This window comes from Plantibacter lichenum (assembly GCF_050587525.1).
GTDB lineage: Bacteria > Actinomycetota > Actinomycetes > Actinomycetales > Microbacteriaceae > Plantibacter.
Map to the genome: position 1 here is coordinate 38,198 of NZ_JBOBFT010000007.1, position 22,856 is coordinate 61,053.

General features: G+C 67.3%; 20 protein-coding genes and 2 pseudogenes. 9 read left to right on the forward strand and 13 right to left on the reverse strand.

Features of this window, described 5'->3' with window-relative positions; genetic code table 11:
• Window positions 1-22: 22 nt before the first annotated feature.
• The gene (locus tag ACQ3HB_RS10910) at window positions 23-547 is read left to right on the forward strand and encodes a hypothetical protein (RefSeq protein ID WP_430920079.1); all 525 of its coding nucleotides are present in this window, start codon (window positions 23-25) and stop codon (window positions 545-547) included.
• 88 nt (window positions 548-635) lie between these two features.
• Here ACQ3HB_RS10910 and ACQ3HB_RS10915 read toward each other — a convergent pair whose 3' ends face one another.
• A complete protein-coding gene (locus ACQ3HB_RS10915) occupies window positions 636-1,319 on the reverse strand; it encodes a response regulator (protein ID WP_430920080.1) in 684 nt (227 codons plus the stop codon).
• Window positions 1,316-2,482 carry a sensor histidine kinase gene (locus ACQ3HB_RS10920; protein ID WP_430920081.1) on the reverse strand — a complete coding sequence of 389 codons (1,167 nt, stop codon included), beginning with the start codon at window positions 2,480-2,482 and terminating at the stop codon, window positions 1,316-1,318. Before ACQ3HB_RS10920 ends, ACQ3HB_RS10915 begins: the two co-directional genes overlap by 4 nt.
• Before the next feature lie 166 nt (window positions 2,483-2,648).
• Between ACQ3HB_RS10920 and phoU the strand changes: the two genes are divergently transcribed.
• Window positions 2,649-3,320, forward strand: coding sequence for a phosphate signaling complex protein PhoU (gene phoU, locus ACQ3HB_RS10925; protein ID WP_430920082.1), 672 nt, complete (start codon window positions 2,649-2,651; stop codon window positions 3,318-3,320).
• 180 nt (window positions 3,321-3,500) lie between these two features.
• Here the strand turns inward: phoU and ACQ3HB_RS10930 are convergent, their stop codons facing one another.
• The 3 genes from ACQ3HB_RS10930 to ACQ3HB_RS10940 all read right to left on the reverse strand — a co-directional run bounded on the left by ACQ3HB_RS10930 (window position 3,501) and on the right by ACQ3HB_RS10940 (window position 6,895).
• Window positions 3,501-4,922, reverse strand: a complete 1,422-nt coding sequence (locus tag ACQ3HB_RS10930) for a chaplin family protein (protein WP_430920083.1) — start codon at window positions 4,920-4,922, stop codon at window positions 3,501-3,503.
• An 89-nt stretch (window positions 4,923-5,011) separates the two neighbouring features.
• The gene (locus tag ACQ3HB_RS10935) at window positions 5,012-5,926 is read right to left on the reverse strand and encodes a hypothetical protein (protein WP_430920084.1); all 915 of its coding nucleotides are present in this window, start codon (window positions 5,924-5,926) and stop codon (window positions 5,012-5,014) included.
• Window positions 5,927-6,142: 216 nt separating this feature from the next.
• On the reverse strand, window positions 6,143-6,895 hold the full coding sequence (locus ACQ3HB_RS10940) for a phosphoglyceromutase (protein ID WP_430920085.1): 753 nt from the start codon (window positions 6,893-6,895) through the stop codon (window positions 6,143-6,145).
• A 182-nt stretch (window positions 6,896-7,077) separates the two neighbouring features.
• On the opposite strand from ACQ3HB_RS10940, the gene ACQ3HB_RS10945 reads away from it, so the two are divergent.
• Window positions 7,078-7,887: a class I SAM-dependent methyltransferase gene (locus ACQ3HB_RS10945; protein ID WP_430920086.1), complete on the forward strand. Its 810-nt coding sequence runs from the start codon at window positions 7,078-7,080 to the stop codon at window positions 7,885-7,887.
• 60 nt (window positions 7,888-7,947) lie between these two features.
• On the opposite strand, the gene ACQ3HB_RS10950 is transcribed toward ACQ3HB_RS10945, so the two are convergent.
• The 8 genes and pseudogenes from ACQ3HB_RS10950 to ACQ3HB_RS10985 form a co-directional block, all read right to left on the reverse strand.
• Window positions 7,948-8,430, reverse strand: coding sequence for a PKD domain-containing protein (locus tag ACQ3HB_RS10950; RefSeq protein ID WP_430920087.1), 483 nt, complete (start codon window positions 8,428-8,430; stop codon window positions 7,948-7,950).
• Window positions 8,431-8,780: 350 nt separating this feature from the next.
• Entirely contained in the window at window positions 8,781-9,374 is a 594-nt protein-coding gene (locus ACQ3HB_RS10955) for a hypothetical protein (RefSeq protein ID WP_430920088.1), read from the reverse strand.
• Window positions 9,375-9,611: 237 nt separating this feature from the next.
• Complete coding sequence (locus tag ACQ3HB_RS10960) at window positions 9,612-11,171, reverse strand: HNH endonuclease signature motif containing protein (RefSeq protein WP_430920089.1); 1,560 nt, start codon at window positions 11,169-11,171, stop codon at window positions 9,612-9,614.
• A gap of 272 nt (window positions 11,172-11,443) precedes the next feature.
• Window positions 11,444-12,511 carry an FUSC family protein gene (locus tag ACQ3HB_RS10965; protein ID WP_430920090.1) on the reverse strand — a complete coding sequence of 356 codons (1,068 nt, stop codon included), beginning with the start codon at window positions 12,509-12,511 and terminating at the stop codon, window positions 11,444-11,446.
• Between the two features lie 143 nt (window positions 12,512-12,654).
• The gene (ygfZ, locus tag ACQ3HB_RS10970) at window positions 12,655-13,920 is read right to left on the reverse strand and encodes a CAF17-like 4Fe-4S cluster assembly/insertion protein YgfZ (RefSeq protein ID WP_430920091.1); all 1,266 of its coding nucleotides are present in this window, start codon (window positions 13,918-13,920) and stop codon (window positions 12,655-12,657) included.
• Between the two features lies 1 nt (window position 13,921).
• Window positions 13,922-14,323 (reverse strand): annotated as a pseudogene (locus ACQ3HB_RS10975) (nitrobindin family protein); the annotation flags it as partial.
• Window positions 14,324-14,500: 177 nt separating this feature from the next.
• A pseudogene (locus tag ACQ3HB_RS10980) lies at window positions 14,501-14,719 on the reverse strand (heme-binding beta-barrel domain-containing protein); the annotation flags it as partial.
• Window positions 14,720-14,856: 137 nt separating this feature from the next.
• Window positions 14,857-15,147 (reverse strand): hypothetical protein, encoded by a 291-nt coding sequence (locus ACQ3HB_RS10985; protein WP_430920092.1) that lies wholly within the window; start codon window positions 15,145-15,147, stop codon window positions 14,857-14,859.
• Between the two features lie 148 nt (window positions 15,148-15,295).
• Between ACQ3HB_RS10985 and ACQ3HB_RS10990 the strand changes: the two genes are divergently transcribed.
• The 6 genes from ACQ3HB_RS10990 to pstS all read left to right on the forward strand — a co-directional run bounded on the left by ACQ3HB_RS10990 (window position 15,296) and on the right by pstS (window position 22,793).
• The gene (locus ACQ3HB_RS10990) at window positions 15,296-15,985 is read left to right on the forward strand and encodes a response regulator transcription factor (protein ID WP_430920093.1); all 690 of its coding nucleotides are present in this window, start codon (window positions 15,296-15,298) and stop codon (window positions 15,983-15,985) included.
• Window positions 15,957-16,877, forward strand: a complete 921-nt coding sequence (gene mshD, locus ACQ3HB_RS10995; RefSeq protein ID WP_430920094.1) for a mycothiol synthase — start codon at window positions 15,957-15,959, stop codon at window positions 16,875-16,877. Before ACQ3HB_RS10990 ends, mshD begins: the two co-directional genes overlap by 29 nt.
• A 115-nt stretch (window positions 16,878-16,992) precedes the next feature.
• Window positions 16,993-19,191, forward strand: a complete 2,199-nt coding sequence (locus ACQ3HB_RS11000) for an RNA degradosome polyphosphate kinase (RefSeq protein ID WP_430920095.1) — start codon at window positions 16,993-16,995, stop codon at window positions 19,189-19,191.
• Window positions 19,188-20,123, forward strand: a complete 936-nt coding sequence (locus ACQ3HB_RS11005; RefSeq protein ID WP_430920096.1) for an NUDIX hydrolase — start codon at window positions 19,188-19,190, stop codon at window positions 20,121-20,123. The genes ACQ3HB_RS11000 and ACQ3HB_RS11005 overlap by 4 nt, the downstream gene beginning before the upstream one ends.
• A gap of 113 nt (window positions 20,124-20,236) precedes the next feature.
• Entirely contained in the window at window positions 20,237-21,442 is a 1,206-nt protein-coding gene (locus ACQ3HB_RS11010; RefSeq protein ID WP_430920097.1) for an ice-binding family protein, read from the forward strand.
• A gap of 259 nt (window positions 21,443-21,701) precedes the next feature.
• Window positions 21,702-22,793, forward strand: coding sequence for a phosphate ABC transporter substrate-binding protein PstS (pstS, locus tag ACQ3HB_RS11015; RefSeq protein WP_430920098.1), 1,092 nt, complete (start codon window positions 21,702-21,704; stop codon window positions 22,791-22,793).
• Window positions 22,794-22,856 lie beyond the last annotated feature (63 nt).

A 22,856-nucleotide genomic window follows, 5' to 3' on the forward strand; every position in this document is an offset into this window, starting at 1 on the left:
GAAGTCATCCCTGGGAGGTTTTGTGAAGGCGCGTATCGTCGCATCGATCGCTTTGGCCGGTGCTCTGGCTCTGGGCACGGCGGGTTGCAACCTGATCGCCCCACAGGCGACCACCAAGCACTACGACGCGAGCGACGGCGTCGGTGTGACCGTCGGCAAAGTCGACGTCCGCAACGCGCTGATCATCTCCGATGACGGCGAAGTCGGCAACCTCGTCTTCAGCGTCGCCAACCAGGACGAGCGCGCACACACCGTGCTCATCGAGGTCGAAGGCGTCGACGAGAAGCTGCAGGTCCTCGCGAAGCCGGGTCTCACAACCTTCGACGGCAAGAACGGCGACGACCCCGTTCGGATCGAGAACCTCGGCGCCAAGCCGGGTGCGGTCATCCGCGTCTTCTTCCAGTACGGCACCGAGACCGGCGCGGACGCACTCATCCCGATCCTCGACGGCACGCTCTCCGAGTACTCCGACCTGGTTCCGTCTGAGGCTCCGAGCCCCACGATGACGCCGACGCCGAGCGACCTCTCGACTCCGGCGGCCGGCTAGTCACCTGGTCTCCAGTACCACAGTTTTCCGGCACTCTCGCGAAAGGGCGGGGCCTCATCGGCCCCGCCCTTCGTCGTTCACCTGTCGCCTACGCCTCGAAGCGGTAGCCGAGGCCACGCACGGTCACGAGCATGACGGGCTCGGACGGATTCGCCTCGATGCGCGAGCGGATGCGCTTGATGTGGACGTCGAGCGTCTTCGTGTCGCCGTAGTAGTCGCTCCCCCACACGCGATCGATCAGCTGTCCGCGCGTGAGCACACGGCCGGCGTTCCGCAGGAGCAGTTCGAGGAGCTCGTACTCCTTCAACGGCATCGGGATCGGGCCGCCGTTCACCTCCACGACGTGGCGTTCGGTGTCCATCCGCACGGTGCCGGCTTCGAGGACGACCTCGTCGACGGCCTGCTCGGTGTCGACGCGACGACGGAGCACGGCGCGGATGCGGGCCAGCAGTTCACGGGTCGAGTACGGCTTGGTGACGTAGTCGTCGGCTCCCAGTTCCAGTCCGACGACGATGTCGACCTCGGAGTCCTTCGCCGTGAGCATGATGATGGGCGTCGTCGAGACGGCGCGGATCTGCCGGCACACCTCGGTTCCCGGGATGCCCGGGAGCATGAGGTCGAGCAGCACGAGGTCGGCGCCGCGAGCCGTGAACGACTGCACGGCGGCGGGTCCGTCCTCCGCGACTTCGACTTCGTAGCCCTCCCGTTCGAGGAGATAGCTCAACGGTTCACTCAGGGCGGCTTCGTCTTCGACGAGCAGGATGCGGGTCACTGGGTTCTCCTTGCGGTGCCGGTGGTGAGATCCTCCGGCGGGGTGGTCGCTTTCGGCAGGCGGATGGTGAACGTGGAGCCGCGGCCGAGCTGTGACCACACCTTCACCTCGCCGCCGTGGTTCTGGACGGTGTGCTTGACGATGCTGAGCCCCAGGCCCGTGCCGCCCGTGTGGCGGGAGCGGGCCTGGTCGACGCGGAAGAAGCGTTCGAAGACGCGGTCTCGGTCTTCATCGGGTATCCCGACGCCCTGATCCGTGACAGCGATCTCGACGACGCCGGCCACGTCACGGGCACCGATGCCGACGTTGGAACCGCTCGGCGAGTAGTGGATGGCGTTCGAGATGAGGTTGTTGACGGCGACCACGAGCAGGGTCTCGTCTCCGTAGACCTCGAGTCCCTTGCCGCCTTTGACCGAGAGGCCGACGCCGATCGATTCCGCGGTCACCCGGTTCTGGTCGACCGCGGCTGCGAGGACCCGGTCGACGGCGACGAGCTCCGGCTGATGCAGAGCGTCCTCCGCCTGGAGACGGGACAGGTTGATGATCTCCCCTGTCATGCGGGTGAGCCGTTGCGATTCCGTGGCGAGCCTGGCCGCGAACTTCTTGACCCGCTCCGGGTCCTCCGCGGCACTGTCGAGCGCTTCGGAGAGGAGTCCGATCGCGCCGATCGGCGTCTTGAGTTCGTGGCTGATGTTCGCGATGAAGTCACGACGCACCTCATCGAGGCGGCGGGCCTCCGTGTGGTCCTCGGCGATGAGGAGCACGTATCGCGTGCCGAGACGGGCTCCCCGGACGGACAGGCTGCGAGTGGATTCCCCGAATCGTCCGAGTGCGAGCTCGACGGGTCTCGTGATCGCTTCGCCCGTGCGACGCACTTCGGCCGCGAGCTCCACGAGGTCCTCCTGCGACAGCACGCGGTCGCGGACGAGGCCGAGCGCGAAGGCCCCGGGTGAGGCCTTCAGCACATTGTTCGAGGGGTCCAGGACGATGCCTGCGCTGTCGAGTGCTTCGAGCACCTGGTCGACGCCGTCTGGAACGACGGGGTTGACCACACTCGCCGACCGCTGCCCGCTCCGAACCGCGACCAGAATGAGGCTGACGAATCCGGCCCCGACGATGAGGCCGAGTGCCAACGCGATCAGCACCAACCACATGGTGTCCATGGGTACCACGTTAGCCTCCCCGGCGCAGCACGAAGTTGCACGTACCGCCCGATGTTCGTGACTGTTCACGCTTGGGGCACCAACTGTTAACCTTGGTTCGGCATCATCGGCGGAGCGGGCACACGCCTGCCAACCGCCAGGTCACGGAAGGACGGAACCCACAGACATGCGCGAGGTATTCCAGCAGTCACTGCGAGAGGTTCAGGATCGCCTCGTCGAGATCTCCGAACTGGTGACCATTTCCATCGAGAAGGCCACGCGCTCATTCGGTGAGTCCGACGTCGCGATCGCCGAAGAGGTCATCGAGAACGACAACCGGATCGATCAGCTCGCCGTCGAACTCGACGAGCTCGCGATCGACATCCTGGCCCGCCAGCAGCCCGTCGCACGCGATCTCCGCATCGTCGTGAGCGCCCTGCGCATCAGTGCTTCGCTCGAGCGCATGGGCGACATGGCCGAGCACATCGCTCAGCTGTCGCGATACCGCTTCCCGGACAAGGCTGTGCCGAAGGGTCTCCGTTCCACGTTCGCGGAGATGGGCCGTCTCGACGTGTCCATCGCCCACAAGCTCACCGAGCTCCTGCGCACGCAGGACCCGCGCATCGCCGATGAGATCCGCAATGACGACGACGACGTGGACGAACTCCACGCGAGCGTCTTCGAGAAGGTCCTCGGCGAATCCTGGAAGGGTGCTTCCGTCGCGACCGTCGATGCGACGCTGGCCTCCCGCTACCACGAGCGTTTCGCCGACCATGCCGTGTCGATCGCAAAGAAGGTCCAGTACCTCGCGACGGGCGACTGGATCCCGGAAGAGACGCAGCCGACGAACACGATCTGATCGTTCTCGCGGAGATCGTTCGACCCGCCTCGATCGTTCGACCCGCGCGATTCATTCGACTCACGCGATTCATTCGACTCACGCGATTCATTCGACTCACGCAGACGCGCCGATGAGCGGTGCCGGAGCCTTCGGGCCCGGCACCGCTCTCGTCGTCTCAGGACGTTCGCGGTTCAGCGATCACGCATCGCTGCGGCGACGTCCGATGAGGAACGCTGCGGCTCCGAGGAGCAGCAGCACGGTGACGGCACCGAACAGTGCGGTCGCTTCGACACCCGTGTCAGCGAGCGCCGGAGCGCTGGAGCCGCCATCCGTGCGAGCCGACGCGAACGCCTGCACCGACGCGGCCGTCGTGACGGTCGTCGTGGGGACGGCCGGGGTCACCGGCGTCACCGGTGTTCCGGGGTCCACCGGGCCGGTGGGGTCCGTCGGATCCGTCGGGTCCGTCGGGCCCACCGGTCCGGTTCCCGGTCCCTCGGTCGTCGAGTCGCCGATCACAGAGATGGCGTTGCCGCCGATCGTGATCGGAAGCCCGATGTCCGCGAGGATCTGGTTGCCGCCCAGCAGCCCGTCGTCACCCGAGGTGATGCCGCCGCCGCTGGTGCCGCTGCCGCTGTTCTGCGGGCTGGTTCCAGTGCCGGTCCCAGTGCCGCTCGAGGACGAATCCCCGACGACGCTGATCGCGTTGCCTGTTGCGGTGATCGGCGCCAGCACGTCCGCGAGGACCTGGTTGCCGCCGAGCAGTCCGTCGTCACCCGATGTCACGGGTGCCGCAGCACTCCCGCCCGTCCCTGCGGAAGCGCCGACAGGAGCCGAAGTCGCACCCGTCCGGCTCGACTCCGAGTCACCCAGAACCGAGATCGCGTTCCCGGTGATGGTCACCGGAATCGAGACGTTCGGCAGGATCTGGTTACCGCCCAGCAGTCCGTCGACACCGGAGGTCACCGGCATCCCCGCGCTTTCGTCGGTGCCGGTTCCTGATGCCCCGCTCGGAGCCGGAGCCGTGATCGGCTGTTCGGATTCCGAATCTCCGAGCACCGAGATGCCGTTGCCGGAGATCGTGATCGGAATCGTCACGGTCGGGGCGACCTGGTTCCCTCCAGCGACGCTCTCGTCACCACTGGTCGTGGGACCGGAGTTCACGGGTGCTGCCGGTGCAGGTGCTGCCGGTGCCGCCGGCTCCGCAGCGGGAGCAGGAGCGGACGATGCAGCGTCTCCGACGACGCTCACGGCGTTGCCGCTCACCTCGATGGGAACGCTGATCGGCAGATCCACCTGGTTGCCGCCAGCGATGCTGTCGTCACCCGACGTTGCTGCGGGTGCGGCGGGCTCGGGGTCGGCAGCGGGTGCGGCGGACTCAGCAGCAGGTTCGGCAGCTGGCTCAGCTGCAGGCTCAGCGGCAGTCGAGCTGGAATCCCCGACGACGCTCACGGCGTTGTCGACGATCGTGATCGGCAACTGGAGGACGGTGTCGACGAGGTTGCCGCCAGCGACGCTGTCGTCGCCGGAGGTCTCGGCCGCGTTGGCCGCCGTCGCGCCGAGGAGCGTCAGCCCCGCGACGAAGAGGCCGCAGTAGAGCCCCTTTTTCACATACGAATTCATGATGATTTCTCTCCTTGAAGAATGACGTTGGTTGCTCCCGGAAGGGAGACTTCGGTGCGTGTCCGCCGTGTGCAGGCGGAGTGCACCCGTCAGTCAGGAGAGGTGTCTGAGTCGAACGTGGGCGAGGACGGCAGGGTGTCGTCACTCGCGAGCGCTCTGAGGGTCGACGACAGGATGATGCCGTCGAAGTCGTTGGTCGCGTCCGCGACGGGGATTCCCGATGCTGCTCCGCCGGACGAGCCAGCGCCTGCAGAACCGGGGATCACGGCGACCTGGTCGACCGGGGCGCCTGGCCCCGCTGGTACGGGAGCTGCCGGCGCCGGCGCTGGGGCGCTGCCCGTCGCCGTCGCGGCGCCAGGGTCGCTCCCGGTGAGAAACGCCTGGTAGGCGGCGTCGAAAGCGCTCAGGGAGCCCGGAGAGGCCGTCTGGGACGGTGACGCCGCCACGTCGGCAGCCGCTGCGGCTGCGCCGAGCAGCGGCCCGATGCTGGGTTGCGTCGGCGTCGTGACTGTTCCGGCTCCCGGGCCTCCACCGGCGCCAGGGTCGACGACGGGCGGCTGCGGCACCACGGGAGCGCCGACATCGCCCACGGCCCCGACCACATCGCCCACCCCGGTGACCGTGTCGCTCACCGAGTTCGTCACGGTCTGCGTGAGGTCGGTGACCGGCGTGGAGCCGAGGGTCTGATCGACGACGGTGTTGACGACCGGCACGTCCGCGACGACGGAGTCCACGGTCTGCGTGACCGGCTCCACGACGTTCGTGCTGACGGCGTCGACAACCGATGACACGGCATCGAGCGGTTGTTCGAGGGAGCCGACGACGTTCGTCACGGCACCGAGCAGGGACGAACCGTTGCTGTCCGGAGCGGGTGCCGTCTCATCGGCGGAAGCGCTCGACGGGGAGGAGAAGATCGCGATGGCCGTGAGGGCTGCGGCGGCGAAACCCGTGAGAGCGAGCGCGCGCCACACCGGGAAGTGTGAGCGATCGACTGATTCGTCCATTGGAGCCACCCCCATTCGGGCTACACGTTCGTCACGATACGCCTCTCCTTCGCGAGAGTAAACCCCCAGTCGTCGGCCAGTTTGGCGTCGGGAATGACGTCGTGCATGGCGCCGGCGCAACACATCGCTCAGACCGGCCCGACAGCACGAAGCCCCGCCCTGATCAGCACGGTCACTGACGGGACGGGGTTCCGGACGATGCGGGAAGCGGTGTCGCTACTTCTTCTCACCCTGCGCTGCAACGGCTGCTGCGCCGGCCGCGGCCGCTTCGGGGTCGAGATAGACGGCGGGCCTCACGGGCGTGAAGTTCTCATCGAGCTCGTACACCAGCGGGATGCCCGTGGGGATGTTCAGCTCGGCGATCTCGTCGTCCGAGATGCCGTCGAGGTGCTTGACGAGAGCGCGCAGCGAGTTGCCGTGAGCGGTCACGAGGACGGTCTTACCTGCCGCGAGGTCGACGGTGATGTCGGACTCCCAGTACGGCAGCATCCGTTCGATGACGTCCTTGAGGCACTCCGTGCGGGGCAGTTCGCCGTCGATGCCGACGTAGCGCGGGTCGCCGGCCTGCGACCACTGGTTGTCGTCCTCGATGGGGGGCGGCGGCACGTCGAAGGAGCGGCGCCAGGTCTGGAACTGCTCGGGGCCGTACTCGGCGAGCGTCTGGGCCTTGTCCTTGCCCTGCAGAGCGCCGTAGTGGCGTTCGTTGAGGCGCCACGTGCGCTTGACCGGGATCCAGAGGCGGTCGGAGACCTCGAGGGCGAGGTTGGCGGTCTGGATGGCGCGGGTCAGCACCGAGGTGTAGAGCACATCGGGCGTGAGGCCGGAATCGGCGAGCAGTTCGCCTGCTCGCTTGGCCTCCGTGACGCCGAGTTCGCTCAGGCGGACGTCGACCCATCCGGTGAACAAGTTCTTCTGGTTCCAGTCGCTGTTCCCGTGGCGCAGCAGGATGAGTGTGTAGGTCTCAGGCATGTTCCCAGCATAGCGATCGAGGATGTCCGGCCGCTGGGCGCTGCACTGCGGCCGGCACTGTAGGCGGCACTGTGCGCAGCACTGCGGGCGGCACTGTGCGCAGCACTGCGGGCGGCACTGTGCGCAGCACTGCGGGCGGCACTGTGCGCGATCGCCCAGGAACCCCCTGCGAGAATGGACCAATGCCAGTTGGTTCCATCACCCGCGGAACGACCAATACGAATCGTCTCCGTCGAGTGGACCGTTGGATCGCGCACTCCCCCGTGCTTCGTCGCAGTCACGCGCCGCTCGTCATCGACCTCGGCTACGGGGCCAGTGGTGTGACCGCCTTCGAATTGCACCATCGACTCCGTCGCGCTCGGCCCGATGTCCACGTGCTCGGTCTCGAGATCGCTCCCGAACGGGTGCGCCGGGCGCAGGAGCAGTTGGAGCGCGTGCGCTCCGGTCGGACGGGCTTCCCCGCCGATGCAGCCGTCTCGTTCGCGCTCGGAGGGTTCGAGGTCCCGTTGGTCGACGGTCAGCGACCTGCGGTGATCCGTGCGTTCAACGTGCTGCGGCAGTACGACGAATCACAGGTTCCGGATGCGTGGCAGCGGATGACGTCGCGCTTGCAGCCGGGTGGCGTCCTCGTCGAGGGCACGTGCGATGAGATCGGTCGCGTTGCGAGTTGGATCGCCGTCGAGGCCGGTGGTCCTCGGACCTTCACGATCAGCCTGCGTTTGTCGGAGTTGGAGGTTCCGTCGATCGTTGCCGAACGACTTCCGAAAGCCCTCATCCACCACAACGTCCCGGGTGAGCCGATCCACGCGCTCCTCACGGAGCTCGATCGTCAGTGGCGGATGCATGCCGGTCTTGCCGTCTACGGCCCAGCTCAGCGGTGGATCGCCGCGGTCGGATCGTTGCGTGATGCCGGCTGGCCGGTGCTCGGCGGGAAGAGCCGCTGGCGGCTCGGCGAGTTGACGGTCCCCTGGGACGCTGTCGCACCCGTGTAGTTCGTCGGAGTCTCGGCTGGTATCGTCAGCCCGCAATGCCCTGCACTCAACACCCTGCAGTCAGCACCCTGGACCCCGTCGCGGATGTCTGCAGTCGCGATCGACGAGAACCGTCTTCGCTTCACGAACCGACACTTGCAGTGGTGTGTCCGTCGGAATCGTGAGGCTCCCACTCACCGCCGTCCACGGCGATCCTCCGTGTCGGAACTCGGCCGCGTAGTCCACCGACACCGTCACCATGTATCGACCGGCGGTGCCGAAGGTGTGGCTCGTCGGCGTCTCGCTGAACTCGCGGAGTCCGAGCTCCACCCACCCGGCTCCTCCGTCGGTGACGGTGTTCGTCGTTCCGTCGCCGTAGTCGAAGGAGTACGCGATGGGCGTGAAACGCACTTCCGCGAGTTGTCCGAGAAGTGTGCCCTCCCGGATGTGCACAGCGGCCGTGGCAATGACGTTGAGCGGCAACCGGACGACTGCCCAGCGGTCCGGTTGGGTTCGCAGGGAGGGAGTGTTCGGTGCGAACGAGGCGATATCTCGGATGGTCACCGCTGGTGCGGCAGGTGCATCGCTTCCGGGGCCTTCCGGACTCGGCGGTGCTCCGAAGGTGTAGCAGTCTCGGAAGCTTGCGTCGCAGGACTCACCGCCCGGGCTGATGCCTGAATCCGAGCCCGAACCCGAGTCACCAGAGCCGTGCGAGGAGTCGTCGCGGCTTCCTCCTCGGTTACCGTCTCGTCCCGGTCGGGTCGTCCCTGCGCCGATGTCGATGCTCCCGTTGCCGACGCATGCGCCTATGGCGAAGTCCGTGTCTAGGCAGCCTGCAGCAGTCGCTGCATTCGGCAAAGCCACTGACAGGATCGAGAGGAGGACACCCGCGGCGCACATAGATATTGCCCGCATCATTGCGCACACACAGAGAGATCATCCCAAGCAACTTTGTCAGAAACAACGTACGACTGTGAGACCGTGCTATCCATGGCTATACCCATGGCGATTCCGACCTGCAGAACACGCTCATCTGGCCGCCCAGGCGTTACAACCGACTGACCTTGGACATCGACGACATCCACATCGGCGAGGGTTACACACGCATAGATCGTGGCTATCGTTCCATGTTCATCCGGGGAGCTCGAACGGCTTTGCAATCTGGACTTGAGCAACTTTGTCTCGCCTACGAGCCTTCGTCCTTGCACCGCGAAGTCGTTATATCCCTCTGCTTCTTGCGCTGCCAATTCCGGAGTTGCAATCGTGCGAAGCCTCTCCGGTTCCAAGCCTCCATCGCGCAAGATCGCGTCCGAAACAACCAAGTACGCCCGGTACGTTTCCGTCGCGACCTGAAGCGCCTCTTCGTCGGAGGCGAACACCGGCGTCAACGTCTCGGACGGCGCACTGGTCGGTCGTGGCGCTGGTGGGACGCAGCCAGTGAGGCCTAAACCGACCACCATCACGACGACGGTCAGAGCGACGGTGGGGAACCTCTGTCTCGTTCGCATGGACAGCAACGCTATTCGGCGGAAGGGCCCGAAACCGCTTCTCCACAGCTTGGGTTTCGGATCGAGGGTGAGTTCGTGTTCGGCGTGTCCACACTTCGACAAGCTCAGTGACCGGGGCCGTCCGGTCCCTGAGCTTGTCGAAGGGTTGAGCCCACGGATCCGGGTCGTCCGCACTTCGACAGGCTCAGTGTCCGGGTGCGGCGTGGTCAGTGAGGCTCAGGGACCGGGTGGACGTGTTCAGGGACCGGGTGCGTCGCCGTCAGGTTCCGGGTGGGGTTCGAGGGGGTACCAGTCCGGAGGATCCGGTTCCGTGGTGAACACCTGACCACTCGGACTGATCCAATGCAGCACCCCGTCCGGGCCCGGCTTGAGGGACCAGTTGGTGTCGTGTTTGAGGTGGTGATGCTTCGGACACAGGTGCGCAAGGTTCTCCACGTTCGTTTCACCTCCCTCCGACCACGGGACCGTGTGATCCAGTTCGCACCCTTTCGCGAGGCGGTTGCAGCCCGGTGCTCGGCAGTGCGTGTCTCGGATCGCGAGGGCCCGTTTCATGTCCGCGGGTGGCACGTATCGTTCTCGACTGACCGAGAGGACCGTCCCGGTCTCCGGATGCGTCAGGATGCGAGTGAACGACTTCGCGTGCACGCTCAGCCTGACCGCGGTCTCCGGATCGATCGGACCGTAGCCTTCGAGGGAACCTGGTTGGTGTTCGTGGCCAAGGATCGTCAGCACCGGGACGGTCACGTGGACGGTGGGGATGATGCTGTCGGTGATGTCCTCGATGCTCGGGAGCGGACGGGTCGCGGTGCGGGGTTCAAGGGTCGGGAGTGTTTCGGCAGTCGGTAGTGAGGGCGCTGGCGTATCGGTCGTCGGGCCAGGTTCCGCGCTCGGGCGGCGCTCGTCGATACGGTCAAGGACAGCCACGTTCCGTGTTGGTGTGACCGCCGTGTCGTCCATGGACGCGGCGGGACGGGCTGGTGCTGACCGTGCCGCCCATGCCGGAACCTCATCATCCTCAACGGTGGGAGTGACTTGGGTGGGCACTGCGATTGTTGTGGGAGGGCCGGAGGACGCCGTGACGCCATACAGGAGGAGGCTCTGGGCGTTGTCGACCATCAACTGCGCACGCGTCCGCGGGTCACCGCCGCGTTGCGTGTTCGCGGTGAGGTCGGCGAGGCGGTTGTAGGCGGCAGTTGCGATGGTCGCGGTCGTGAGGATCGACAGCCACGACATGCCGTCCGGTGCCGGAGACAGGGTCACGTGGCGGTCCTGCCTGGCCCGGTGGTGACGGGTACCGATGGTCTCCGGGTGGAGCTTCTCCCGCAGCTGCCGGGCCAGCTGCTTCAGCTGCGCGGCCGTGCGGGTCTGCGCGAGAGGCAGGATCCGGGTCTCGAACTCTGCACGGTCCGCCGGGTCGACATCGGTCAGTTGCTCGACGATCACCCGGGCGTGCCCTGCGGAGATCGACCCGGCAGCCAACGCCGAAAGCGTGGTGGGGAGCTGGTCGACGAGGGCTTCGGACTCGGCGAGGCGGTGTTGGATCGTGCGCTCCGGAACCCTCGTCATCGCAGAGAGTTCCAGGTGCAGGGAGAGACGGGCGAGGTCCTTCGCCCGAGCCGGGGTCGTGCCGGGAGGAGCGAGCGTCAACGCGGTGAGGTCGGAGAGACGGGCGGCCTCGGCGAACAGGGTGGCCTTGCGTGCTTCGGCGGCGGCGATGCAGACGTCTTCCGCGACGATCTGCTCGCCGAGGCTCGCGAGACGAGCGGCGATCGCGTCCGGAGTCGAAGGTATGTCCACTCATCAAGAATACCAAGGAGACGTGTTCTAGAACAGGGGTTCGAAGAATCTGTGGAGAACTTCTGCGCGACTGGACCCCACACTTCGACAAGCTCAGTGACCGGAAGCCGGGCGCCAGTGCCCAGAAGAAGAACCCACTTCGACAGGCTCAGTGACCGGGAGCACAACACTTCGACAAGCTCAGTGACCGGGGACCACACTTCGACAGGCTCAGTGACCAGACCGGCAGGCTCAGGGACAGGGGAGGCCAGCGGGCGGGCACCGAGACAGGGTCAGAGCTCGGGGAGTGTGGCCTGCGCGTCGGCCGTCGACATGCCGGTTGCGGTCAAGAGGTCGACGACGTAGGGACGCAGCCCGAGCACGAGGTTCTGCTCCGAGATCGAAGCGGACTGCAGCATCGACGAAGGATCGAGGTGCTTCGCGATCTCCACGAGCGTCTGCCGAGCGACCGGCTGCTGGGCGATGTCACCGAGCGACTGCGACAGGATCCCGATCGCCACAGAGATGCGAGCGAGCAGATCGGCCGCCTCCGGACGCGGACGACCGTCACGGACGACGTAATCGATCCGCCTGGCGATGACCCGCAGATTCCTCGTCGCGAGATCCATCCCCGCCAACAGGGTCCGCTGCCGCTCCAAGTCGAACAGGGAACGACGGAGGAACGGCGACAGCTTCGCGATCGCGATGCCCGATTCGAGTGTGCCCCGCCACGCGTCGAGCGCCGGCTGCGTGGAACGGGCACGGATGAGTGCCCGATCCGCCTCGTCGAGGTCACCGAGGCGGAGCGCCGCGACGAGCGACGCGTTCGTGGCGACGTGCTCGTCGAGCAGCCGACGACCGTCGCGAAGAGCGGCCCGACGGGGATCCCGCGGGATGAGCGCCGTCGCGAGCAGGGCGAAGACACCGCCGATGAGCCCATCGACCGTGCGGACGAACGGACCACCGTCTGGCGCGGGAAGGAGCATCACGAGCGCGGACTGCACGGCGGCAGCGATCGCGAACGACGCCGCAGGAGAGAGGAACCGAGCGACCAGCAACGTCACGAACAACGCCACCGCCAGCTGCCACGTGCCCTGCCCGAACGCGAGCAGCAGGACTTCGGCGAGCGCGATGCCGACGCTCATCCCGACCGCCGTCTCGAGCACCCGCACAGGACGCGCGTCCCGTACGAAACCGAGGCTCGAGATCGCGACGGTCACCGAGAGGAGCGGAGCGGGATGCCCGAGCACATAGTGCGCGAACGCGTACGATGCGACGGCCGTCACCGTCACCTGGGTGACGGCGGGAGCCGAGTTCAGGACCCGCTGCCACGCGAGACCGAGCGCCAGCCGACGGCGCATCGCCGCAGTCCACCGGCTCGCGGGTCCGGCCGGGCCGGGAACTCCGGCTGCACCAGACGCACCAGACGCACCAGCTGATCCTTCGGGTCCGGCGGCATTCGAACCGGCCGAGGGATCATCGGCAGGCACGCCCGTCACCCCGCTCAGCGTCGGACGGCGCCGAGGCGAGGCAACCGGGGGACGTCGGCGACCGCGCCGGCATCACCGGGGACGATGACGTCCTGGGTGGCCGTCACGACACTGCCTCCGCCGTCGACGTACAGGACGGCGTCGGGGTCGGCCGTGCGCTTGATGACGGCGAGCGCGACCGGACCGAGCTCGTGGTGGATGGCACTCGACGTGATGTGGCCGAGGAGCTTGCGATCGGGAGCGGGAGCGTCGGTTCCGGGAGCGTCGACCGCAGAAGCCGCAGGAGCAACCGCGTCCGGAGCTTCCTCGAGAGCGCCTTCAAGCGCAGAAGCACCGGCAGCGCCACCAGCTGCAGCACCCCCAGCACCATCCTCACGCGTGAGCGGCGGACGAAGGAAGACGGCCGACCCGGGAGCGGGCAGCACCGAATCGGAGCCGTCGAGGAGCAACAGCACGAGGCGCCGAGGCGGGTGACCGAGGTTGTGCACCTTGGCGACCGTCTCCTGCCCGCGGTAGCACCCCTTGTTCAGATGCACGGCGCTCCGGAGCCAGTCGAGCTCGTGCGGGATGCTGCGCTCGTCGACCTCTGCGGCCAGACGCGGGCGCCAGGCGGCGATGCGCAGTGCTTCCGCGGCGAGGGACCCGGCGGCGGTCAGTTCTCCTGCACGGATGCGAGCGACGAGCGCGGGCAGATCGGCGCGCGGGACGATCGTCTCAGTCCACGTCCAGGTGGCGGCGGGGTGCTCGGCGCGCGCGTACTGGTGGCCTCCGACGGTGACGTCGCGCCAGGGGTCGTGCCAGACGAGCGGCGACCCGTTGGGGGACGCGGCGGCGAGTTCCAGCGCAGCGATGCCTCCGAGCACGGCGAACTGCTCCGTGACATCGGCGACCTCGACTCGCAGCATGAAGCGCATGCGATCGAGCCAGGCCCGGATCGGTTCGGCGTCCTCGGCCTCGGTGATGAGCCACACGGTCGTTCCGTCGTCGACCAGTTTCGCCTCGTGCTCGATACGTCCGTTGATGTCGAGGAAGAGCGTCTCCGTGGACTCACCGGGAGCGAGGCTGCGCAGCTCCTGGCTCGTGATGGAGTTCAGCCAGGTGAGGCGGTCGGGCCCCGTGACCGTGATGACACCACGGTTGGAGAGGTCGACGACCGCGGTCCCCTGCTCGATCTTGCGCTGCTCGATGTTGGGGCTGCCGTAGTGCGACGGCACCCCGTGGTCGATCGCTTCGGGCTGTTCGACAGCTCCGGGCAGGCCGAGGAACGGGGAGGAGGGCATGTCAGTCGACTTTCGCGAGGCGAGCGGACGCGTGCGTCCGCAGATCCTGCCCGAGGGCGGCGATGTCCCACGCCCAGAGCAGATGGTTCTCGACGAGGCCGTACAACCGCGTCGCTGCGGAGTACTCCTTCGCGCCGGCGGTGCGCACGACGGCGTCCGTGGCGAGATCGATGCGGGGGCCCTTGACCTGGCCGAGGTACAACTCGCTCACACCGTTCGGGTGCACGATCGACACCTGCAGCGGGAACGCGCCCGTCGTGGTGCGGAGCGTCTCGACGGCCTGGGCTGTACCGAACGGACGAGGTCCGACGCCCGGCAGCATGCCTGGGCCGGGATCGCCTTCGATGAGCGGTCGTTCCAGGCGCCAGTACCCGGTCTCGGTGACGAGGGGTTCGGGGGCGTCGAGCGGGCCTGACGCATCCGGCCGGTCGGCGGCGTCGAGTGCATCACCTGCAGGAGCGCTCGTCTGAGCAGCTGCGGCGTCGGAGCGGTCGGCGTCCGCGTCGATCTCGGCACTGACGTCCGCGAGGGACTCGGATGACGAAGTGGCACCGGGAGCAGCCTCGCCACCAGCAGCGCCGTCCTCCGCCGACTTCGGCGTCTCGGGCAGCAACCACGTGTAGGAGTTGTAGTTGAGGTAGGGCAGGCCATCGTGGCTGAAGCTCACGCGCTGACCGAATTCGCGGGTGACCGACTCTTCACCGACGGTGTAATCGATGACGCCGGTGCCTTCCCAGACGCCGATGAGCCAGGACAGCGGAACGAGTTCGCTGGGGAGGTCTGTGGGGATCTCGATCATCGAGGGACCTCAGCGACTAGCGCTGACCGCGGTACAGGTTCTTCAGCACGACCACGGCAACGAATGCGATCGAGAGGCTGGCCAGGACGAGCAGTCCGATGAAGAAGAGTTCGAGTGCGAGCAGCATGCGGGAAAGTCTACCCTGCGGCCAGGGACATGAGTCCATAGACGGCGCCGCCGAGGGCGAGGATGACCACGGCGCCCGTGACGCTCGTGGACATGCGGTCGACGAAGCCCACCTTCTGGCGGGTGAGGAGCTGAGCCGAGAACGCCGCGAGGGTGCAGACCCCGAGGGTGACCGTGAGCCCGAAGAACGTCTCCCCCGCCGACCAGACGAGCCCGGACACGATGACGCCGATGACGGCGAGCGCCCAGATCGAGACGACGCTGATCCAGCGGAGCCTCGGAGACAGTGCGGGTTCGTTCACTCGACCATTGTCACAGAGCGGGTGGCGCGGTGCCACCAGTGCGTGCGCGGATCGGGCGGCGGCGTGGGAGAACCGGACGGGAACCGTTTGGAAACAGACACCCCGCGCATGCACCTAATATGGTTCCAAGCTCAGCGAGAGGACGCGCGTGGCGCAAATTCTGGTCTTGACCTCCATGGTCGGCACCGAGGTCCTGCCCGCGCTCGGGCTGCTCAGCCACCGCACGCGTCAGATCCCGGCCGATCCGGCTCAGCTGGCCAATGCCCCGAGCGCCGACCTCCTCATCGTGGACGCCCGACAGGACCTCGCGAGCGCCAAAGCCCTGTGCAAGGTGCTCGGAGCATCCGGATTGTCGATGCCGATCCTCCTCATCCTGACGGAAGGCGGACTCACGGCGGTGAGCGCCGATTGGGGCGTCAACGACGTCATCCTCGAAGCGGCTGGACCGGCCGAGGTCGACGCGCGGATCCGCCTCGCGATCGGTCGAGCTTCGCAAGAGCACACGGGGTCGAAGATCCAGGCCTCCGGCGTCGTCATCGATGAGGCCAGCTACTCGGCGAAGGTGCACGGCAAGCCGCTCGACCTCACCTTCAAGGAGTTCGAGCTCCTCCGCTTCTTCGCGACGCACCCCTCCCGTGTCTTCACGCGCGAGCAGCTCCTGAGCGAGGTGTGGGGCTACGACTACTTCGGCGGCACCCGGACCGTCGACGTCCATGTGCGGCGCCTCCGGGCGAAGCTCGGCGAGCTCGAACAGCTCATCGGCACCGTGCGCAACGTCGGCTACCGCTTCAACGTGTACGAGGACGACCATGCACCGGCTGACACTGAGCGTTCGTAACCTCGACGACCCTGACACACGCGCCGCGTTCGAGCGCGTGGTCCGCACGGCGAGCGCCGTCGACGGGCAACCGCCGTTCAGCGACCAATCGCTCATCGACGTGACGACCGGCGCGCGCACGCTCATCTTCGCGGTCGAACCGCAGGACCCTCCGGCGGAACCGCACGACTTCGCGGTCATCGGCGTCGCGATCCTCGGCCAGGGAGAACTCGAGTTCGTCGTCGAGCCGGAGTGGCGCGGCAACGGGTACGGGAAGAAGGCGCTCGAGGGCGTCCTCGGCAACTGCGCACCCGCCGTGAAGGTATGGGCGCACGGCGACCACCCGGCATCGCGGAAGCTCGCTGCGACGTTCGGCTTCGAGGCGATCCGGACCCTCTTGCAGTTGCGCAGGTCGGCTGCGCCGGAAGCAGCTGCGTCCGAAGCTCGTGCAGCGACGTCCACGAACCGTGACGACCTCACGATCACCCCCTTCCGCATCGGTGAGGACGAAACGGACTGGCTCGCCGTCAACGCCCTCGCGTTCGCGACGCACCCCGAGCAGGGGAAGATGACGATCGACGACCTCCGCGCCCGCGAAGCCGACACCTGGTTCGACGCCGAGGACTTCCTCCTGGCACGAGATGCCGACGGCACGCTCGTCGGCTTCAACTGGTTGAAGGTCGAGGACGGCGAGGGCGAGATCTACGCGATCGGCGTGCACCCCGACCACGCGGGGCGCGGCATCGGCCGGACGCTCATGGAAGCGGGCCTCGAACGCCTCGAAGGTCGGGACCTCGATACGATCGCCCTCTACGTCGAGGCGGACAACACCGCCGCAGTGAACCTCTACCGCTCGCTCGGCTTCACCGATCACACGATCGACGTGCAGTACAGCAGGCCGATCGCCTCGTAGCCGGTGATTCGGGGCGAGGCGCGACGCTCCGGGCGACTCGCCCGAGCCGCACCGTTTTACACAGTGTTCACCCCAGGCGTCGCGTCGGCGGAGCGGCGGGTGGCAGGATGAAGACATGCCAGCTGACCCGACCGTGCTCGATGTAGGCCTCGACGGAGACGACGAGGACTTCGACCCAGCCTTCGAACGCAACGACCCGGCGCTCCCCGAGCACCGCTACCTCGACCGCGAGCTCAGCTGGCTCGCGTTCAACCAGCGCGTCCTCGAACTCGCCGAGGACCCGGCGCTGCCCGTCCTCGAGCGTGCGAACTTCCTCGCGATCTTCGCCTCGAACCTCGACGAGTTCTTCATGGTGCGCGTCGCAGGGCTCAAGCGCCGCATCCTCACGGGACTCGCCGTGCCCACCAACATCGGCCATCCGCCGGCGGAAGTCCTCTCCGACATCTCCGAGAAGGCCCACGTCCTGCAGGCCCGCCATGCTCGCGCCTGGCACGACCTCGTCCGCCCCGACCTCGCGGAAGAGGGCGTCACGGTCGTCACGTGGGACACGCTCGACACCGCCGACCGCGAGTACCTCGGCGTGTACTTCAGCAACCAGGTGTTCCCGGTGCTCATGCCGCTCGCCGTCGACCCGGCGCACCCGTTCCCCTACATCTCCGGCCTCTCCCTCAACCTCGCCGTCCGCGTGCGCAACACGAAGACCGGCAAAGAGGAGTTCGCCCGACTGAAGGTGCCGCAGATGATGCCGCGCTTCGTGCGCGTCGGCCCCGAGGAGCGTCGCTCCACGAACCCGGACGTCGCCGCGCCGAGCGTGCGCTACATCGCCCTCGAGGAGGTCATCGCGAACCACCTGGGACACCTGTTCCCCGGCATGGAGATCGTCGACCACCACGTCTTCCGCGTCACGCGCAACGAGGACGTCGTGATCGAGGAGGACGAGACCGAGAACCTCATCCAGGCCCTCGAGAAGGAGCTCCTCCGCCGCCGCTTCGGACCGCCCATCCGCCTCGAGATCACCGACGACATGGACGACGTGACCCTCGGCCTCCTCGTCCGCGAGCTCGACATCACCGAGCAGGAGGTCTACCGGCTCCCGTCGCCGCTCGACCTCGGCGGACTGTTCAGCCTCGCCGGCATCGACCGTCCCGACCTGCAGTACCCGAAGCGCGTGCCGACGACGGCGCTGCAGTTCCAGCCGAACGAGCCGAACGGCACAGCGGACATCTTCGCCGCCATCGGCAAGCAGGACGTCCTCGTCCACCACCCGTACGAGTCCTTCGCCACGAGCGTGCAGGCGTTCCTCGAACAGGCGGCGGCGGACCCGGACGTGCTCGCCATCAAGCAGACGCTCTACCGGACGTCCGGCGACAGCCCCATCGTGGAAGCGCTCATCGACGCCGCGGAGTCCGGCAAGCAGGTCCTCGCCCTCGTCGAGATCAAAGCCCGCTTCGACGAGCAGAACAACATCTCCTGGGCCCGCAAGCTCGAGAAGGCGGGCGTGCACGTCGTCTACGGCCTCGTCGGCCTCAAGACCCACTGCAAGCTCGCCCTCGTCATCCGCCAGGAGAAGGGCGTCCTCCGCCACTACAGCCACATCGGCACGGGCAACTACAACCCCAAGACGAGCCGCATCTACGAGGACTTCGGCCTCTTCACCGCCGACGACCAGGTGGGCAAGGACGTCACGAGGCTCTTCAACGAACTCTCCGGCTACGCGATCGAGAAGAAGTTCAAGCGCCTCCTCGTCGCTCCGCGCCACCTGCGCAAGGGCCTGCTGAAGCACATCGAGCAGGAGCGGAACAACGCCGAGGCCGGTCTGCCGTCCGGCATCCGCATCAAGGTCAACTCGATGGTCGACGAAGCGATCATCGATGCGCTCTACCGCGCCAGCCAGGCCGGCGTGCCCGTCGACCTGTGGGTGCGAGGCATCTGCGCGCTGAAGCCCGGCCAGCCGGGGATGAGCGAGACCATCCGCGTCCGCTCGATCCTCGGCCGCTACCTCGAGCACTCGCGGATCTTCTCGTTCCACAACGACGGCGACCCGCACGTCTTCATCGGCAGCGCCGACATGATGCACCGCAACCTGGACCGCCGCGTCGAAGCACTCGTACGCCTCACCGACCCCCGCCACCTGGCCGCCGTGGATGAATTGTTCGAGCGGGCGCTCGACGAAGGCACGTCCTCGTGGTGGCTCGACGCGGACGGCGTCTGGACGAGGCACGCGGTCGACGCGAACGGTTCGCCGCTGTCCGATCTGCAGGATACGCTGATGGTCGAAACCGCCGTACGACGCAGACCGAGGATACGCCGATGACCACAGCCGTCTATGCAGCGGGAGCCGTCTGCTGGCGGATCATCGACGGGAAGGTGTCGATCCTCGTGATCCACCGGACCGTCTACGGAGACATCACCATCCCCAAGGGGAAGGTCGACCCGGGTGAGTCGCTGCCGCAGACCGCCGTGCGCGAGATCAAGGAGGAGACCGGTCTCAGCGTCTTCCTCGGCGTGCCGCTCGGCGTCTCCACGTACCCGCTGTCGAGCGGTCGCGAGAAGATCGTGCACTACTGGTCCGCCGAAGTGACCGAGCAGGCGATCCGCGAGAGCACCTTCATCCCCAACGGTGAGGTCGCCGCGCTCGAATGGGTCAGCATCAAGCGCGCCCGCACCTACCTGAGCTACGAACGCGACGTCGAGATCGTCGACGTGTTCGCGGCACTCGTCGACGAGGGCGTGACCGAGACGTTCGCGCTCATCGCCCTCCGCCACGGCAAGGCCAAGCAGCCTTCCGAGTGGTCCGGCCCGGACTCGACCCGCCCGCTCCTCCCCAAGGGCGTGAAGCAGGCGGCGAGCATCGTCCCGACGCTGCAGGCCTTCGGTCCGCGGAAGATCGTCACGAGCACCGCAGTCCGCTGCGTCAGCACCGTCAGCCCGCTCGCCGCCGCCACCGGCATCGAGCCCAAGCGCACGGACCTCATCAGCCAGGACGCTTACGAACACGGCGAGTCCGATGTCAGACGCGTCGTCGGTCGACGGGTCCGCGCTCTCAAGACGGCCGTGATCTGCAGCCACGGGCCGGTTCTGCCGGAGATCCTGCACGAGATCGCACTCGCGACGGGAACCACGCACGGCTCCTACATCAGCAGCGCGGCGTCCCTCGAGACCGGCGCGTTCTCGGTCGTGCACCTGTCCCGCACCAACCCGAGCTCCGGCATCATCGCGATCGAGACCCACGAGCCGCGCGTCTGAAGAGGAACTTTTCCTAGTCAGCACCCCCTGTTCGTGGTACACAGGAGTGACTAGAGGCTGATGCGGCCGGACTACCTGCCGACGACCCCCTTCGTGAACGGAAGGGGTCCTCCATGACCGCAACCGCCAGACGCCAGCGCACCAGCAGCCCACGCGCCCTCCTTCCAGCCGGCCTCTCCGCCGGCCTCACCGTCGGTCTCGCCCTCGCCACCGCGGTCCTCACGGGCGGTGCCGCGCAGGCCGCCACGACGATCGACGGACCCATCGACCTCGGGACCGCGGCCTCATTCAGCGTGCTCGGCGGCGAATCCGTGACCAACACGGGGCCCTCCGTCCTCGCGGGCGACCTCGGCGTCTCCCCCGGCACGTCCATCACCGGGTTCCCGCCCGGCATCATCGGTGGAACCCAGCATCCGACGGACGCCGTGGCCTCGCAGGCGCAGGCCGACGCTCTCGTCGCCTACAACACGGCGGGCAGCCTCACCCCGAACACCTCCGGGCTCGCCGACCTGACCGGACTCTCCCTCACCCCAGGCGTCTACTCGGGCGGCGAGCTCTCCCTCTCCGGCGACCTGACATTGGCCGGGACTGCAGAATCGGTCTGGGTGTTCCAGGCCGCAAGCACGCTCACGGTCGCCACCGGAGCCCACATCCTCCTGACCGGCGGCGCGAGCGCGTGCAACGTGTTCTGGCGGGTTCCGAGTTCCGCGACGATCCAGGGCGGCGCGCAATTCGTCGGAACCGTCCTCGCCTCCGAGTCCATCACCGCGGTGACCGGCGCGACGATCGAAGGGCGCCTGCTCGCGAGCAACGCCTCCGTGACCCTGGACACGAACGTCATCACGGCTCCGACCGGCTGCGCCGAAACACCCGGGACCGTCACCACGAGCCCGGAGGTCGCCGCATCGACCCCGCCGACCGGAACCGTGGGAACGCCGTACTCCTTCCCCGCCACCGCGACCGGATCACCGGCCCCGACGTACACCGTGACGGGAACGCTCCCGGGCGGCCTGCAGATCGACACCACGACGGGCGTGATCTCGGGGACGCCGACCACGGCTGGAACGTTCACCTTCACCGTGACCGCGAGCAACGGGGCATCCCCCGACGTCACGACCGAGTACACGATCACGATCGCTGCGGTGTCCGCATCGCCCATCGTGAGCGCCGGAACACCCAGCGCGGCACGACTCCCGGAAACGGGCTTCGCGGGCGGTGCGCTCCTCGGCGTCGCGGGCGTGCTCGTCCTCGCCGGAGCGGCGTTCCTGGTGATCCGGACGGTCTCGCGTCGCCGCTCCGCCCGATCTGATCGACCATAACTCCTTCGATTGAGCCCCGCCCAGAAACGGAGCCCCGGAATTCCGGGGCTCCGTTTCTGCGTCTGTCCGGATCGAAGGAGTTGCGAACATGCAGGGCACGAGGAGGATGCACAGGCCTGTGCAGGTGCTGGGAACAACACAAGGAGTCAGCGCTCGTTCACCTGCTGTTTACCGATGTGGGGGATTCTCGTAATGCCTCATCGTTAGCGTCGCTGACGAGCCAGCACCGGCTCGCCCCACACCAATGAATGGACACCCTGTGAAGTTCTCACGTTTCGGCCGCGTCGCGGTCGTGGCAGCAGTCGCAGCAATCGCACTGACCTCGTGTGCAGCCAACGAAGGTGGAGCGACCGCTCCGTCCACCGCCGCCAGCAGCCTCAAGGGCAGCCTCACGGGCAGCGGCGCTTCATCGCAGGGCAGCGCGCAGGAAGCCTGGGTCGCAGCCTTCCAGACGGCCAACCCCGACGTCACCATCAACTACTCCCCCGACGGCTCCGGCGCCGGCCGCAAGGCGTTCATCGCCGGTGGTGTGAACTTCGCCGGATCCGACTCGGCCCTCTCCGACGACGAGCTCAAGAGCACCTTCGCAGCGTGCGCCGCCGACAGCAAGGCGATCGACCTCCCCGTCTACATCTCCCCCATCGCCATCATCTTCAACATCGATGGCGTCAAGGACCTCAACCTCGACGCAGTGACGACCGCGAAGATCTTCGCCGGCCAGATCACCTCGTGGGACGACCCGGCCATCGTGGCCCTCAACCCCGACGCGAAGCTCCCCGCGACCGCCATCACGGCAGTCCACCGCTCGGACGACTCCGGCACCACGAAGAACTTCGCGGACTACCTGAACCAGTCGGCACCCGATGTGTGGACCGCGGCTCCCGCCGACACCTTCCCGTTCCAGACCGGTGAAGGCGCCAAGGGCACGTCCGGCGTCGTCGACACCGTCAAGGGCGGCACCGGCACCATCGGCTACGCGGACGCATCGAAGGCAGGCGACCTCGGCGTCGCGAAGATCAAGGTCGGCGAGAAGTTCGTCAAGTACAGCCCCGAAGGCGCAGCAGCCGTCGTCGAGTCCTCGCCGCTCGTCACGGGCCGCGAAGCCAACGACATCGCCATCAAGCTCGACCGTCTCACCACGGACCCGACGCACTACCCGATCGTCCTCGTCAGCTACCTCATCGCCTGCCAGACCTACGCAGACGCTGACGCAGCCGCACTCGTGAAGGCGTACGCCGGCTACATCGCGAGCACCGAGGGCCAGGAAGTCGCCGGCAAGTCCGCCGGTGCCGCTCCGCTCTCCGCAGACCTCGCCAAGAAGGTCCAGGACGCGATCGCGACCATCAAGTAATTCCCACGGTCGAGCGTGCCGGGCGATCCATCGTCCGGCACGCTCGACCAGCGTCATCCAGCA

Bases quoted from the DNA above. Each gene is read 5' to 3' on its own strand.
- ACQ3HB_RS10920 (WP_430920081.1), bottom strand. From the start codon at position 2,482: ATGGACACCATGTGGTTGGTGCTGATCGCGTTGGCACTCGGCCTCATC.
- phoU (WP_430920082.1), top strand. From the start codon at position 2,649: ATGCGCGAGGTATTCCAGCAGTCACTGCGAGAGGTTCAGGATCGCCTC.
- ACQ3HB_RS10930 (WP_430920083.1), bottom strand. From the start codon at position 4,922: ATGAATTCGTATGTGAAAAAGGGGCTCTACTGCGGCCTCTTCGTCGCG.
- ACQ3HB_RS10935 (WP_430920084.1), bottom strand. From the start codon at position 5,926: ATGGACGAATCAGTCGATCGCTCACACTTCCCGGTGTGGCGCGCGCTC.
- ACQ3HB_RS10940 (WP_430920085.1), bottom strand. From the start codon at position 6,895: ATGCCTGAGACCTACACACTCATCCTGCTGCGCCACGGGAACAGCGAC.
- ACQ3HB_RS10945 (WP_430920086.1), top strand. From the start codon at position 7,078: ATGCCAGTTGGTTCCATCACCCGCGGAACGACCAATACGAATCGTCTC.
- ACQ3HB_RS10955 (WP_430920088.1), bottom strand. From the start codon at position 9,374: ATGCGAACGAGACAGAGGTTCCCCACCGTCGCTCTGACCGTCGTCGTG.
- ACQ3HB_RS10965 (WP_430920090.1), bottom strand. From the start codon at position 12,511: ATGCGCCGTCGGCTGGCGCTCGGTCTCGCGTGGCAGCGGGTCCTGAAC.
- ygfZ (WP_430920091.1), bottom strand. From the start codon at position 13,920: ATGCCCTCCTCCCCGTTCCTCGGCCTGCCCGGAGCTGTCGAACAGCCC.
- mshD (WP_430920094.1), top strand. From the start codon at position 15,957: ATGCACCGGCTGACACTGAGCGTTCGTAACCTCGACGACCCTGACACA.
- ACQ3HB_RS11000 (WP_430920095.1), top strand. From the start codon at position 16,993: ATGCCAGCTGACCCGACCGTGCTCGATGTAGGCCTCGACGGAGACGAC.
- ACQ3HB_RS11005 (WP_430920096.1), top strand. From the start codon at position 19,188: ATGACCACAGCCGTCTATGCAGCGGGAGCCGTCTGCTGGCGGATCATC.
- ACQ3HB_RS11010 (WP_430920097.1), top strand. From the start codon at position 20,237: ATGACCGCAACCGCCAGACGCCAGCGCACCAGCAGCCCACGCGCCCTC.